Raw genomic sequence first — 13,886 nt, 5'->3', positions numbered from 1 at the left:
CGCCCCTCAGGGGCTCAGCGGCAGCGCGGCGGGAGCCGGGGCGTCGGCGGCTCCGGTGGCTCCGGTGGCCGGGAGGGCGGAGACGGCGAGCACCGGTTCCGCCAGGGCTGGCATCACCGCGTCGGCGTAGGCCCGCATCGTCTGCTCCTTGGCGTCGTGCTGCAGGTACAGCGCGAACTGGTCGACGCCCAGGGCCTGCAGGTCCCGCAGCCGCTCGACGTGCCGCTGCGCGGGACCGAGGAGGCAGAACCGGTCCACGATGGAGTCGGGGACGAAGGACGCGTGGGTGTTCCCCGCCCGCCCGTGCTCGTTGTAGTCGTAGCCCTGCCGGTCGGCGATGTAGTCGGTCAGCGCCGCCGGCACGTCCCCGGACGTGCCGTAGCGGGAGACGAGGTCGGCGACGTGGTTGCCCACCATCCCGCCGAACCAGCGGCACTGGTCCCGCATGTGCTCCAGCTCCGCATCCGGGGCCACGTACGCCGGCGCGGCGACGCAGATCTTCACCTCGGCGGGGTCGCGCCCGGCGCGCTCGGCCGCCTCCCGCACCGCCTTGATGGTCCAGGCGGCGATGTCCGGGTCGGCGAGCTGGAGGATGAACCCGTCGGCGACCTCACCGGTGAGCTGCAGCGCCTTCGGCCCGTACGCCGCCACCCACACCTCGGTGCGGTTGCCGTCGTGCGTCCTCGGTGCCCAGGGGAAGCGCAGGGTCTGCCCGCGGTGCTCCACCGGCCGGCCGTTGGCGAGCTCCCGGATGACGTGGACGCTCTCCCGCAGCGTCGCCAGCGTCGTCGGCTTCCCCGCCAGCGTGCGCACGGCCGAGTCACCGCGCCCGATGCCGCAGATCGTGCGGGGTCCGTACATCTCGTTCAGCGTCGCGTACGTCGACGCCGTCACCGACCACTCGCGGGTGGCCGGGTTCGTCACCATCGGGCCCACCACCACCTTGCGGGTGGCGCCCAGGATCGCGGAGTGGATGACGTAGGGCTCCTCCCACAGGACGTGGGAGTCGAACGTCCACACGTGGCTGAAGCCGTACAGCTCCGCCTGCCGCGCCAGTTCCACGACACGGGCGGCCGGCGCCACGCACTGCAGGACGGCACCGAAGTCCACGGGCGTACCTCCTCGCTGCTCGGTTCTCGACGGGAAGGGGATCGGTGCGGCGCAGCCGATCCGGTCAGCGCAGGTACTGCGACGGGCCGCGCTTGAGAAACCGCCCGTGGCCGGGCCGGCCGGAGTAGACGCCCCGGTCCAGGACGACGGTGCCGCGCGACATCACCGTGCGCACCGCCCCGGTCAGCTCGAAGCCCTCGAACGCGGAGTAGTCGATCGCCATGTGGTGGGTCTCGGCGCTGATGCGCGTCGTCCCCTTCGGGTCGTACACCACGATGTCTGCGTCCGAGCCGGGGGCCAGCACGCCCTTGCGCGGGTACATGCCGAACATCCGGGCCGGGGTGGTCGAGCACGTCTCCACCCACCGCTGCAGCGACAGCTCGCCGTCGACGACCCCCTGGTGGATGAGGTCCATCCGGTGCTCCACCCCGCCCATGCCGTTGGGGATCTTCGCGAAGTTCCCGCGGCCCAGCTCCTTCTGGTCCTTGAAGCAGAACGGGCAGTGGTCGGTGGAGACGACGGCGAGGTCGTCGGTGCGCAGCCCCTTCCACAGGTCCGCGGCGTGGCTCTCGTGCCGGCTGCGCAGCGGGGTGGAGCACACGTACTTCGCGCCCTCGAAGCCCGGTGCGCCCAGGTGGTCCTCCAACGTGAGGTACAGGTACTGCGGGCAGGTCTCGGCGAAGACGTTGCGCCCCTGCGACCTCGCCTCCGCGATGCGCTCCACCGCCTGCGAGGCGGAGACGTGGACGATGTAGAGGGGGGTGTCGCCGGCCACCTCGGCCAGCGCGATCGCCCGGTTCACCGCCTCGCCCTCCATGGCGGAGGGCCGCGTCAGCCCGTGGTGCACGGGGTCGACGTCGCCGCGGGCCAGCGCCTGGGAGACGAGCACGTCGATCGCCGAGCCGTTCTCCGCGTGCATCATGATCGTCGAGCCGTTGCCGCTGGCCTGCTGCATCGCCCGCAGGATCTGCCCGTCGTCGGAGAGGAACACCCCCGGGTAGGCCATGAAGAGCTTGAAGCTGGAGATGCCCTCGTGCTCGGCGAGGTGGTCCATCGCCTTCAGCGCGTCGTCGTCGACCCCGCCCAGGATCATGTGGAACCCGTAGTCGATCGCGCAGTTGCCGGCCGCCTTCTCGTGCCACGCCGCCAGCGACTCCTGCACGACCTCCCCGGCTCGCTGCACCGCGAAGTCCACGATCGTCGTCGTGCCGCCCCAGACGGCGGCCCGCGTCCCCGTCTCGAACGTGTCCGACGCCTCCGTCCCGCCGAACGGGAGCTGCATGTGGGTGTGCACGTCCACCCCGCCGGGCAGGACGTACATCCCCGCCGCGTCGATCGTGGCGTCCACGGTGAAGCCCTCGCCCGCGCCCGGCGCCAGCAGCGCGGCGATGCGCTCGCCCTCGACGAGGACGTCCATCGGCGTCGCGCCCGTGGTGGAGACGACGGTGCCGCCCGTGACGAGCGTGCGCCGCGACGCCAGGCTCACGGCTTCACCAGGTCGCCGTAGGCGTCCGGGCGGCGGTCGCGGTAGAACTGCCAGCGGGTGCGGACGGTCTCCATGAGCTCCATGTCGAGGTCGCGGACGATCACCTCGTCGGAGTGCCGGGAGCCGGGTTCCCCGACGGTCTTGCCCTCCGGGTCGGCGAAGTAGGACTGGCCGTAGAAGTCGTCGTCGCCGAGGTCCTCGATGCCGATGCGGTTGATGGTGCCGACGTAGTACTCGTTCGCCACGGCGGCCGCGCGCTGCTCGAGGTTCCACAGGTACTCCGACAGCCCCGCGCTGGTGGCCGAGGGGTTGAACACGATCTCCGCGCCGTTGAGGCCGAGGGCGCGCCAGCCCTCGGGGAAGTGCCGGTCGTAGCAGATGTAGACCCCGACCTTGCCGACCGCGGTGTCGAAGACGGGGAAGCCGAGGTTGCCGGGGCGGAAGTAGAACTTCTCCCAGAAGCCGCTGACGTGCGGGATCTGGGTCTTGCGGTACTTGCCGAGGTAGCTGCCGTCGGAGTCGACGACCGCGGCGGTGTTGTAGAGGATGCCCGTGCCCTCCTCCTTCTCGTACATCGGCAGCACCATCACCATGCCGGTCTCCCGGGCGATCGCCTGGAACCGCTCCGTGGTGGGGCCGGGGACGGACTCCGCGTAGGAGTAGAACTCCGAGTCCTGCACCTGGCAGAAGTAGGGGCCGTAGAAGAGCTCCTGGAAGCAGATGACCTGGGCGCCCTGCTCGGCCGCCTGCCGCGCGTACTCCTCGTGGGCCTTGATCATGCTCTCCTTGTCGCCCGTCCAGGCGGCCTGGACGAGCGCGGCGCGCACGGTCCTCATGAGGTTGCTCCTTCGGTCGCACGTCACTGGGCGCCGGCCGGTGGTCGACCGCTCCGGCGTGACCGGAAGCCTTCTCCCGATCGACGGACCGCGGCAAGGCGCTGGCTGTACCGTTTCGGCCTCCGCCCGTGGGCATCTGCACAATCCGCGACGCGGTCGCACCACGGCGGGACGGCCGGACATCGGGAGGGCGGCGTGGAGACGGAGGTCGGTGGCGGGGCCGGGCAGCAGCCCTCCCCGGAAGCGGACCGGGGCGCGGTGCGGACCGCGCTGCTGGAGCTGCTCGGCGAGGTCGACGCCCTGGCCGAGCACTTCGTCGCCGAGCTGACGGAGCTGGCCCCCTACCGCGACGGCGTCGTCGACCGCGGAACCCTCATCGCCGACGCGGTCGGCACCTACGAGCGGATCCTGCGCCGCATGCTCGGGATGCCCGTCCCCATCCGTCTCACCGAGCTGTCCCGGGAGATCGGCCGCCGCCGCGCCGCCCTGGACATCCCGCTGGCCGCCATCACCCGCGGCACGCGGCTGCACTTCCGTGTCGTCTGGCAGCGCCTGGCCCACCACTGCCCGCCCGACCCGCGGTCCTCCTGGCAGGACGTCCCGCTGCTGCTGTGGGAGGCGGTCGAGGAGCACTCCGGCGACGTGCACGCCGGGTTCTCCGAGGCCGCCGCCGCCCTCGCCCACGAGCGCGACCGCGACCGGCGCCGGATCGTGGAGACCCTGCTCGACGGCGACGGCGGCGACGAGGCCCTCGTCGGGCAGGCCGCGGCCGTCCTCGGCGTCGACCGCGACGACGACCTCGTCGTCGCCTTCGTCCCCGCCGCGGCCCAGCAGGCGCTGGCCGCCGCCCTGCGGGCGCGCCGCGGCGGCAGCGGCGCCCACGTCCACGAGTGGCGCGGCGGCACGGTGGTCCTGCTGCGCGCCTCGCGGGAGGTGGGTGCGCGCCCCCGGCCCCCGCTGCCGCCGCTGCTGCGGGAGGTGCCGTGCGCGCTCGTGCCCCTGGCACGCGGCCTCGCGCAGGTCCCGCGCGCCGCGCACGTCGCCGCCGAGGTCGCCGCCACCCTGCCGCGCGGGGCCCGCGGCCCGTGCGCCCTCACCTCCGCCGCCCTCGACGTCGCCGCCGCCCGGCTCGGGGACGTGCGCGAGCCGCTCGTGCGGGAGGCGCTCGGGGGACTGCTGGCCCTGCCCGCGCCGGAGCGGATGCGCATCCTGGAGGTCGCCGACGCCTACGCGGCCACCGGCACCGTCGCCGGCGCCGCCGCGGCCGCCTACTGCCACCGCAACACCGTCCTCAACCGGCTGCGCCGCCTGCAGGAGGTCAGCGGCCTGGACCTCACGGTGCCGCGGGAGGGCGCCGTGCTGCTGCTGGCGCTGGCCGCCCTGGGGCAGCGGCGGGAGGAGCCGCGCCCCGCCGCGGCGGCCGGGCCCGCCCGCCCGCGCGGAACTGGGACGATGCCGGGGTGAGCACCCCCGCCGCCGGTGTGTCCCCGGCCGACGTGTCCCTGCCCGCATCGCTGCTCCCCGCCGACGGCCGCTTCGGCTCCGGGCCGAGCAAGGTCCGGCCCGAGCAGGTCGAGGCCGTCGCCCGCGGCGCGCGCACCCTGCTGGGGACCTCCCACCGCCAGCCGCCGGTGAAGGACCTCGTCCGCCGCGTGCGGGAGGGCCTGGGTGCCCTCTTCGCCCTGCCCGACGGCTACGAGGTCGCCCTCGGCAACGGCGGGGCCACCGCCTTCTGGGACGTCGCCGTGTGCGGGCTGGTGCGCCGGCGGGCCCAGCACCTGGTGCTGGGGGAGTTCTCCGCCAAGTTCGCCGCGGCCACCACCGCGGCGCCCTTCCTCGACGACCCCGTCGTCGTGCGCGGGGAGCCCGGCACGCTGCCGGAACTGGGGGAGGTCGCCGCGGACGTGGACGTCGTCGCCTGGCCCCACAACGAGACCTCCACGGGCGTCATGGCCCCCGTGCGGCGCCCGGCGGGGGTGCCCGGCCCGGCCGGGGGCGGCCCCCTCGTCCTCGTCGACGCGACCTCCGGCGCGGGCGGGCTGCCGGTGGACGTGGCCCAGACCGACGCCTACTACTTCGCCCCGCAGAAGTCCTTCGCCTCCGACGGGGGCCTGTGGCTGGCGCTGCTGTCCCCGGCGGCCGTGGAGCGGGCCGGTGAGATCGCCGGCTCGGGCCGCTGGATCCCGGAGTCGCTGAACCTCGTCACGGCGCTGGCGAACTCCCGCAAGGACCAGACGTACAACACCCCGGCGCTCGCGACGCTGGTCATGCTCGCGGAGCAGGTGGAGTGGCTGCTGGCGCAGGGGGGCCTGGACTGGGCGGCGCGGCGCACCGCGGAGTCCGCGGCGCGGCTGTACGGCTGGGCGGGGGAGCGCGACTGGGCCACCCCGTTCGTGGCCGACCCCGCCGCGCGCAGCACGGTCGTGGGCACGGTGGACCTCGACGCCTCCGTCGACGCCACCGCCGTCTCGGCGGTGCTGCGCCGCCACGGCGTCGTGGACGTGGACCCCTACCGCAGCCTCGGGCGCAACCAGCTGCGCGTCGGCATGTTCCCCGCCGTGGACCCGGACGACGTCGAGGCCCTCACCCGCTGCGTCGACGTCATCGCCGAGCAGCTTCGGAAAGGCTAGCCTCGCTTTCCCGGAATGGGCTCAGGATAGGCGAACCTTGGTTTCCGGGAATTGCTCCGGAAAGGTTTCCCCATGTAGCGGGGATATTCCCCGAGTGGCTATGGTCGGGGCGGTGCGGTGCCCTCGGGCGCCGCGGCGACCGCCCCGACCCGGGGACCGCAGATCTCGAAGAGGAGAACAGGTCATGGCCACGGTGAACCTCGACCTCACGCCCGTGCACAGCTGCTCCGCCACCGGATGCGCCTTCAACGAGGACGTCCACTGCCACGCCCCGGCGATCACCGTCGGCGACCACGGGCAGAACCACTGCGGCACCTTCCTCGGGATGCCGTCCAAGGCGCGCGCCGGCAAGCCCGGCGGCCACGTCGGCGCCTGCCAGCTCGCCGACTGCCGGCACAACGAGGAGCTCACCTGCCACGCGGAGTCCATCGAGGTCGCCTCCGAGGACGACGGCTCCCGCTGCCTGACCTACGCCGCCGCCTGACGCACCCGCCTCACGCCCCGAGGACGGCGTCGACCTCCGGGCGCAGCATCCGCGCCAGCGCGGGCTCCACCCGCCACGCGGCCGTGAGCTGCCGGTACTCCGCCACCAGCTCCGGCCGCGCCGGCGCGCCCGTGCGCACCGCCCGCAGCAGCGCGTTGCGCGGCGTGTGCCGCGAGTCCACGAACTCCACGACGTCCGTGCGGTAGCCCAGCAGCCGCAGCAGCAGCGCGCGCAGGGAGTCCGTCAGCACGTCCGCGAAGCGCTCGCGCAGGATCGGGTGGCGCACCAGCGGCGGGGCCGGGGACTCGTCCACCGCGTCGAAGGACCCCTGCAGCTGCCGCTGCACGTCGTGGTGGCAGCACGGCGCCGCCAGCACCACCGGCGCCCCCCACCGCACCGCCCGGGCCAGGGCCTCGTCGGTCGCCGTGTCGCAGGCGTGCAGCGCCAGCACCACGTCCGGCGCCTCCTCCCCGAACGGCACCGCCCCCGCGATCGTGCCCGTGGCGAAGTCCAGCCCCGCCAGCCCCGCGCTGCCCGCCAGCTCCCGGCTGCGGGCGACGACGTCCTCGCGCACGTCCACGCCCACCGTGCGCAGCGCCGTACCGGCCTCCGCGGCTCGCTCGCCCAGCCAGCGGTGCGCGGCGAACGTCAGGTAGGCGTTGCCGCAGCCCAGGTCCGTCATCCGCAGCTCGCGGCCTGCGGCGCCGTCCAGCAGCTTCGGCGCCAGGGGAGCGAGCAGCCGCACGAACGCGTCCACCTGCCGGCGCTTGTCGGCCCCGGCCCCCAGCACCGTGAAGAGCGGGTCGGCGGGGTCGACGAGCCGCTGCTTGGCCCGGTCGTGGGCCGCCGGCCCCGCCGCCACCTGCCGCTTCGACGTCGCCGCCCGGTGCAGCTGCGCCTCGCCGCGCTTGGTGACGCGCAGCTGCACGACCTCCGCGGCCGTCTCCACGTGCCAGTTCCCGAAGGGCAGCGCGAGCAGCTCCTCGACCAGGCGCTCGGCGTCCTCGCCCACCGCGGCGTTGCGGGTGCTGACGCGCGGGCCGGAGCGGGCCACGGCCTGCAGGTGCGGCCCGGAGCGCAGCGCGACGGGGCGCAGCTCCACCCGCTCGTGCTCCGGCGGTTCCTGCCCGCGGCGGCGCCCGGCGGCCACCGCGCGGACGAGCCGGTCGGGGTCCAGCAGCAGCGGGCGCAGCTCTTCCAGGGCGGTGGTGAGGGGGTGGGGCACGGCCCCATCCTCCCAGCAGCCTCAGGCCGCGGCGGTGTCCCGCTCGTCGCGGCCGGCGGCGGGCACCACGAGCAGGTGCGGGGAGTCCCGCAGCCGGTAGCGCACCGTGAGGCGCTGCCTGCGGATGAGCAGCGCCGAGGCGAACGCCGCGACGGCCAGCGCGGACAGCGAGCCCACGAGGATCGACCAGCGGGGCCCGACCACCTCCCCGATCCACCCCACGAGCGGGCCGCCGACGACGGTGCCGCCCTGGAAGAGGGCCATGTAGACACCCATCACCCGCCCGCGCATCGCCGGCTCCGTGCCGAGCTGGATGGTGGCGTTGGCGGCCGTCATGAGGGTCAGTGCGGACAGCCCGACGGGCACCAGGGCCACGGCGAACAGCGTGTACGTCGGCATCACCGCCGCCACCGTGGCGCTGATGCCGAAGGCCACGGCGGCGCCCACGACGAGCCGCAGGCGGGGGCGGTCGCGGCGGGCGGCGAGCAGCGCCCCGGCCAGCGAGCCGATCGCCATGATCGAGCCCAGCAGGCCGTACTTCTCGGGGCCCTCCCCGAAGGCGATGCGGGCCATCAGCGCGGTGGTGAGCTGGTAGTTCAGTCCCAGCGTGCCGACCACGCCGATGATCGTCAGGACGGCGAGGAGGTCGGGGCGGGTGCGCAGGTAGCGCAGCGCCTCCCGCGTGCCGCCGCTGCCGGGAGGGGGCGGCTCGCCGGTGGCGCGCGCGGGCCGTTCCGGCTCCAGCGGGGGGCGGATCCGCAGCAGCACCGCGACGGGCGCGGCGAAGGTGAGCGCGTTGAGCAGGAAGACCGGGCCGGTGCCCCACAGGGCGATGAGCAGCCCCGCCACCCCGGGCCCGATGAGGCGGGCGGCGTTGAAGGAGGCGCTGTTGAGGCCGACCGCGTTGGGCAGGTCCTCGCGCGGGACGAGGTCGGCGACGAACGTCTGGCGCGCCGGCCCGTCGATGGCGGTGGCGACGCCGAGCAGCAGGGCGAAGCCGTAGACGTGCCAGAGCTGGGCGGCTCCGGAGAGGACGAGCGCGCCGAGGCCGAGGCCGAGCAGGGCCATCGCCGTCTGGGTGCACAGCAGCACGCGGCGGCGGGAGAAGCGGTCGGCGAGGGTGCCGGCGACGGGCGCGAGCAGCAGGATCGGCCCGAACTGCAGGCCGGTGGTGATGCCGACGGCGGTGCCGGACTCGTCGGTGAGCTCGGTGAGGACGAGCCAGTCCTGGGCGACGCGCTGCATCCAGGTGCCGACGTTGGAGACGATCGCGCCGCTCGCCCACAGCCGGTAGGGCCGGTGCTGCAGGGAGCTGAAGGTGGAGCTCACGGGGCGACCACCCGCCGCAGGATCTCGGTGGCGCGGGCGAGGGCGTCGCGCTCGGCGGGGTCGAGGGTGGCCAGGCGGGTCGCGAGCCAGGCGTCGCGCTGCCGGCGGGTCTCGGCGACGGCCGCGGTCCCGGCGGGGGTGAGGCCGACGAGGAGCTGGCGCCGGTCGCCGGGGTGCGCGTTGCGCTCGACGAGGCCGCGCTCGACGAGGCAGCCGATCGTGCGGGTCATCGAGGGCGGCTGGACGTGCTCGGCCTCGGCGAGCTCCCCGGGGGTGCGCGGGCCGGTGCGGTCGAGCAGCGCGAGGACGGAGTACTGGGCGTCGGAGAGCTCGTCGTCGCTCTTCATGGTCCGCAACCGGCGGGTGCTGCGCATGAGCGCGACGCGCAGCTCGCCCGCGAGGTGGGCCGGGTCGCGGGGGACGGGGGCCTCGCCGGGGGCTGGTGCGGACGGGGTTGCCGGCAGGTCCGCGATCACCTGCTCAGGGTAATAGTTAGCGAGGCTAACCACTACCCGGCGGCGGCCGGCCGGGGGAGGACGGAGCCCACCTCGACCGGCCGCGGCGAGGGCCTCAGCCGCCGAGGAGCTGGCGGATCGGGTTGACCGCGAAGTACGCGACGAAGAGCAGCGCGACCACCCACAGGAGCGGGTGCACCTGGCGGGCCCTGCCCCGCACCACCTTGATGAGCACGAAGGACACGAAGCCCGCACCGATGCCCGCGCTGATCGAGTACGAGAACGGCATCATCACGATCGTCAGGAACGCCGGCAGGGCGATCTCCACGTCCTTCCAGTCGATGCCCCCGACCTGCTGCATCATCAGGAACCCGACGATCACCAGCGCCGGCGTCGCGGCCTCGTAGGGGACGACCGCCACCAGCGGCGCCAGGAACATCGCGGCCAGGAACAGCACGCCCGTCACGATCGAGGCCAGGCCCGTGCGCGCGCCCTCGCCGACGCCCGCCGCGGACTCGATGTAGGAGGTGTTGCTGGAGATCCCGGCCGCACCACCGGCGATGGCCGCCACGGAGTCGACCACGAGGATCCGCTGCGAGCCGGGCGGGTTGCCCTCCTCGTCGAGCAGCTCCGCCTCCGCACCGATCGCCACCATCGTGCCCATCGTGTCGAAGAAGTCCGCCAGCAGGAGCGTGAAGACGAGCAGCACGACGCTGGTCACGCCGATCGCGGAGAAGGACCCCAGCAGGTCGAACTCGCCGAGCAGGCTCAGGTCGGGGACGGCGGCGATGCTCTCGGGCAGCGCCGGCACGTTGAGGCCCCAGCCGACGGGGTTCCTCGCCCCGTCGGCGCCGATCTTCGGGCCGATGTCCGCGACGGCCTCGAGGACGACGGCGAACGCGGTCGCCGCGACGATGCCGATGAGCAGCGCGCCGCGCACCTTCCGCACGAACAGCGCCGTCATCAGCGCCAGGCCCGCGACGAACACCACGACCGGCCAGCCGGCCAGGGAGCCGCCCACGCCGAGCTCCAGCGGGACCGCGGCCCCCTCCGGGGTGCGGACGATGCCGGCGTCGACGAGGCCGATGATCGTGATGAACAGGCCGATGCCGACGCTGATGGCGATCTTGAGCTGTGCGGGGATGGCGTGGAAGACCGCGCGGCGGAAGCCGGTGAGCACCAGCACGAGGATGATGAGGCCCTCCAGCACCACCAGGCCCATCGCGTCAGCCCACGTCATCCCGGGCAGCGTGGCGATCCCGAAGGCGACGAAGGCGTTGAGGCCGAGGCCGGTGGCCAGGGCGAGGGGGTAGTTGGCGACGGCGCCCATCAGGATCGTCAGCACCCCGGCGACCAGGGCCGTCGCGGCGGCGATCGCCGGCAGGTCCGGTGCGCTGCCCCCGGCGAGGAAGGCCCCGGTGCTGTCCGGGCTGAGGCCGAGGATCAGCGGGTTGAGCACCACGATGTAGGCCATCGCGAAGAAGGTGACGACGCCGCCGCGGACCTCCCGGCCCAGCGTGGAGCCGCGTTCGGAGATGCGGAAGAAGCGGTCGAGGGTGGAGCGGCTGGCTGTGGGCTGCGCGGCGTCGGTCGTCGCGGGCACGGCGGTACCTCCAGGAACGGGGGGAGGGGGCGGCGGGTGCGCACCGGTCCCGGCCGCGCCGGGGCGCAGGCGGATCGGGAACGCGCCTGCGCGTGCCCGCATCCTTGCAGAGCGCGCGGCACCCACCGGGCAGGCCGCGGAGGTGTCGACTGCGCCGAACGGGGAGCTCGAATCGACCCATCTCACTGACTGGTTACTGTCCCTCACGTACGGTGAGAGACGAGGGGGTCCGGTGAGCGACGGAGCACGAGCGGGGGCGGAACGCGGCGACAGCCGCGCCGACTGGCGGACGCCCCTGGTGCCGGCCCCGCCCACCGGCGCGGCGCCCGGGCGCGCCACCCGGCACGAGCCCCCGCCCGCGGACCCCTGGTCCCTCCTGCAGCGCACGCAGCGCCACCTCGCCGCCTGCACCGACGAGGGCGCCGTCGCCCGCGAGCTCGCCGCCGCCCTCTCCGCAGCCGGCGCCGGGACCGCGCTCGTGCTCGCCGCACCCGACCGCGACGGCACCTGCGCCGTCCTCGCCGCCACCGGGCCCGGCGCCCCCGCCCCCGGCACCCTCCTGCGGGAGGCGCCCGCAGCCACCGCCGTCGTGCCCCTGACCCACCCCGCCGCCACCGAGGACGGCCCCCGGCTGCTGGCCGAGCCCGCCCAGGCCGCCCGCCCCCTCGTCGGGGCGCTCGCCGGTGCCGCCACCCTGGCCCTCGCCCGTGTCGCCGAGGCCCGGGCCCGCCACGGCGTCGAGCAGGACCTCACCGCCACCCGCGCGCTCCTCGGCGGCGCCCGTTCCCTGGGCGGCCTGGGCAGCTGGGAGCTGCAGCCCGACGGGCGCGTGCGCCTCGACGAGACCATGCGGGAGATGCTCGGCCTGCCCGCCGGTACCGCGGCCCTCGACGCCGACACCTGGTCCGAAACAATCCACGCCGACGACCGCGGCCCCCTCACCGTCCCCGGCCGCGAATCCGCCACCTACCCCTTCCGCGTCACCACCGCCGGGGGCGAGGTCCGGACCCTCCTCGGCTGGAGCGACGCCTCTGCGGGGCACGACCCCGCGCACGACCCCGCGCACGACCCCGCACGCGGTCCCATGCGGGGGATGGCCCTCGACCTGTCCGACGACGACGCGCACACCCGCGAGCTCGTCCGGCTCGCCCACAGCGACAGCCTCACGGGCCTGCCCAACCGCACCCTGCTCGACGCCCGGCTCGCCGAGGCGCTGCAGCAGGCCGGGCCCGCCCGCGCGGTCGTCCTCGTCCTCCTGGACCTCGACAACTTCAAGCTCGTCAACGACAGCCTCGGCCACCAGGCCGGGGACGCCCTGCTGCGCCGGGTCGCCGAGCGGCTGCGCGCGGCCGCGCCGGCCGGCTCCACCCTGGCGCGCCTCGGCGGCGACGAGTTCGTCCTCTGCCTCCCCGGAGTGGACCGGCCCGACTTCGCCCAGGTGCTCGCGCACGACCTCGTCCGCCGCCTCCGCGCCCCCCACCAGCTCCCGGGTCTCCCCGAGCCCCTCGTGTGCACCGCGAGCGCCGGGGTGGCCGTCGCCGCCGGCGGCAGCGCCGAGGACCTGCTCCGCTCCGCCGACATGGCCCTCTACCGCGCCAAGGCCGCCGGCCGGGACCGGTGCGCCCTCTACGACCTGGCGATGCGCGAGGACGCCCGGACCCGCCACGACTCCGAGCGGCGCCTGCGCCGGGCGCTGCGCGACGGCGGCCTGCGCCTGGTGTGGCAGCCCATCGTCGACCTGCGCGACCGCCACCTCGTCGCCGCCGAGTGCCTGGTGCGGCTGCAGGACCCCGTCGAGGGGCTGTTCGGCCCCGCCACCTTCGTCGACACGGCCGAGGACACCGGCCTGATCGTGGACGTGGACTCCTGGGTGCTCGACGCCGCGCTGGACCAGCTCCAGGAGTGGCGCAGCGCCGGCACCGACCTGCAGGTCTCGGTCAACGTCTCCGGGCGCACCCTCGAGCACCCCGCGTTCTCGCACCGGCTCGCCCACAGCGTGCAGCGCAACAGCGGAGCCGGCAGCCACCTGCTCGCCGAGGTCACCGAGCGCACCCTCATCGACCTCAGCGCACCCACCCGGGCCAGCCTCCACGAGCTGCGCAGCGCCGGCGTCCGCGTCGGCCTGGACGACTTCGGCACCGGCTACTCGTCGCTGGCCTACCTGCAGCGGTTCCCGCTGAGCTTCCTGAAGATCGACCGCTCGTTCGTCACGCCGCTCGGCACGAGCCGGCGCGCCGACGCGGTCGTGGAGGCGCTCATCGCCCTCGCCCACGCCCACGGCATGCTCGTCACCGCCGAGGGGGTGGAGACGGAGCTGCAGGCGCAGCGGCTGCTGCAGATGGGCTGCGACCGGGCCCAGGGCTGGCTCTTCGGCCGCCCCGTCGCGGCGGCGGACCTGTTCGGCGCGCAGCCGTAGCGGCGCGCAGGCGGGTGCCGCAGCGCCCGCACCCGCCTACCCTGGGCCCGTGCGCCTGTTCCTGCGTCCGTCGGAGGCGAAACCGCCTCCCGAGCCGCTGCGCACCGACGACCGGGCCGCCGTGCTCGTGGGCATGGGGATCTGGACGGGTCTCTTCGTCATCGGGCTGCTCGTGCCGGAGGCGCGGCAGAGCGGGCAGGGGCGCTGGCTCGGCTCCTGCATCGCGGGACTCCTCCTCGGGCTCGTCGCCCTGCACTACCTGCGCCGCCGCGACCGCCGCCGCTGACCCTCCCGCCGCTGACCGCTGACCCT

12 protein-coding genes are annotated in these 13,886 nt (G+C 74.9%); 5 read left to right on the top strand and 7 right to left on the bottom strand.

What is annotated here, in order from left to right; translation table 11 throughout:
* Nucleotides 1-6: 6 nt before the first annotated feature.
* The 3 genes from CLV92_RS07465 to CLV92_RS07455 form a co-directional block, all read right to left on the bottom strand.
* The gene (locus CLV92_RS07465; protein WP_104432174.1) at nucleotides 7-1,110 is read right to left on the bottom strand and encodes a TIGR03842 family LLM class F420-dependent oxidoreductase; all 1,104 of its coding nucleotides are present in this window, start codon (nucleotides 1,108-1,110) and stop codon (nucleotides 7-9) included.
* Between the two features lie 64 nt (nucleotides 1,111-1,174).
* Nucleotides 1,175-2,596 carry a dihydropyrimidinase gene (gene hydA, locus CLV92_RS07460; protein ID WP_245886545.1) on the bottom strand — a complete coding sequence of 474 codons (1,422 nt, stop codon included), beginning with the start codon at nucleotides 2,594-2,596 and terminating at the stop codon, nucleotides 1,175-1,177.
* The gene (locus CLV92_RS07455) at nucleotides 2,593-3,432 is read right to left on the bottom strand and encodes a nitrilase-related carbon-nitrogen hydrolase (protein WP_104432173.1); all 840 of its coding nucleotides are present in this window, start codon (nucleotides 3,430-3,432) and stop codon (nucleotides 2,593-2,595) included. Before CLV92_RS07455 ends, hydA begins: the two co-directional genes overlap by 4 nt.
* 195 nt (nucleotides 3,433-3,627) lie before the next feature.
* Between CLV92_RS07455 and CLV92_RS07450 the strand changes: the two genes are divergently transcribed.
* The 3 genes from CLV92_RS07450 to CLV92_RS07440 all read left to right on the top strand — a co-directional run bounded on the left by CLV92_RS07450 (nucleotide 3,628) and on the right by CLV92_RS07440 (nucleotide 6,546).
* Nucleotides 3,628-4,896, top strand: coding sequence for an RsbRD N-terminal domain-containing protein (locus tag CLV92_RS07450; protein WP_104432172.1), 1,269 nt, complete (start codon nucleotides 3,628-3,630; stop codon nucleotides 4,894-4,896).
* On the top strand, nucleotides 4,893-6,062 hold the full coding sequence (serC, locus tag CLV92_RS07445) for a phosphoserine transaminase (RefSeq protein ID WP_245886543.1): 1,170 nt from the start codon (nucleotides 4,893-4,895) through the stop codon (nucleotides 6,060-6,062). The genes CLV92_RS07450 and serC overlap by 4 nt, the downstream gene beginning before the upstream one ends.
* Before the next feature lie 184 nt (nucleotides 6,063-6,246).
* The gene (locus CLV92_RS07440) at nucleotides 6,247-6,546 is read left to right on the top strand and encodes a DUF1540 domain-containing protein (protein ID WP_104432171.1); all 300 of its coding nucleotides are present in this window, start codon (nucleotides 6,247-6,249) and stop codon (nucleotides 6,544-6,546) included.
* A gap of 10 nt (nucleotides 6,547-6,556) precedes the next feature.
* On the opposite strand, the gene CLV92_RS07435 is transcribed toward CLV92_RS07440, so the two are convergent.
* The 4 genes from CLV92_RS07435 to CLV92_RS07420 form a co-directional block, all read right to left on the bottom strand.
* Nucleotides 6,557-7,771 carry a class I SAM-dependent methyltransferase gene (locus tag CLV92_RS07435; RefSeq protein WP_104432170.1) on the bottom strand — a complete coding sequence of 405 codons (1,215 nt, stop codon included), beginning with the start codon at nucleotides 7,769-7,771 and terminating at the stop codon, nucleotides 6,557-6,559.
* 21 nt (nucleotides 7,772-7,792) lie between these two features.
* On the bottom strand, nucleotides 7,793-9,100 hold the full coding sequence (locus CLV92_RS07430) for an MFS transporter (RefSeq protein ID WP_104432169.1): 1,308 nt from the start codon (nucleotides 9,098-9,100) through the stop codon (nucleotides 7,793-7,795).
* A complete protein-coding gene (locus tag CLV92_RS07425) occupies nucleotides 9,097-9,576 on the bottom strand; it encodes a MarR family winged helix-turn-helix transcriptional regulator (RefSeq protein WP_245886542.1) in 480 nt (159 codons plus the stop codon). The genes CLV92_RS07430 and CLV92_RS07425 overlap by 4 nt, the downstream gene beginning before the upstream one ends.
* Before the next feature lie 94 nt (nucleotides 9,577-9,670).
* Complete coding sequence (locus CLV92_RS07420; protein ID WP_245886541.1) at nucleotides 9,671-11,158, bottom strand: NCS2 family permease; 1,488 nt, start codon at nucleotides 11,156-11,158, stop codon at nucleotides 9,671-9,673.
* Nucleotides 11,159-11,390: 232 nt separating this feature from the next.
* Between CLV92_RS07420 and CLV92_RS22825 the strand changes: the two genes are divergently transcribed.
* Both CLV92_RS22825 and CLV92_RS07410 read left to right on the top strand, forming a co-directional pair.
* Entirely contained in the window at nucleotides 11,391-13,574 is a 2,184-nt protein-coding gene (locus CLV92_RS22825) for a putative bifunctional diguanylate cyclase/phosphodiesterase (protein WP_104432167.1), read from the top strand.
* Nucleotides 13,575-13,623: 49 nt separating this feature from the next.
* Nucleotides 13,624-13,860 carry a DUF2530 domain-containing protein gene (locus CLV92_RS07410; protein WP_104432166.1) on the top strand — a complete coding sequence of 79 codons (237 nt, stop codon included), beginning with the start codon at nucleotides 13,624-13,626 and terminating at the stop codon, nucleotides 13,858-13,860.
* The last annotated feature ends 26 nt before the right edge of the window (nucleotides 13,861-13,886 follow it).

The organism is Kineococcus xinjiangensis (assembly GCF_002934625.1).
Classification (GTDB): domain Bacteria; phylum Actinomycetota; class Actinomycetes; order Actinomycetales; family Kineococcaceae; genus Kineococcus_A; species Kineococcus_A xinjiangensis.
The sequence above is the reverse complement of the archived record's forward strand: the minus strand, read 5'-3'. Positions and strand labels throughout refer to the sequence as shown.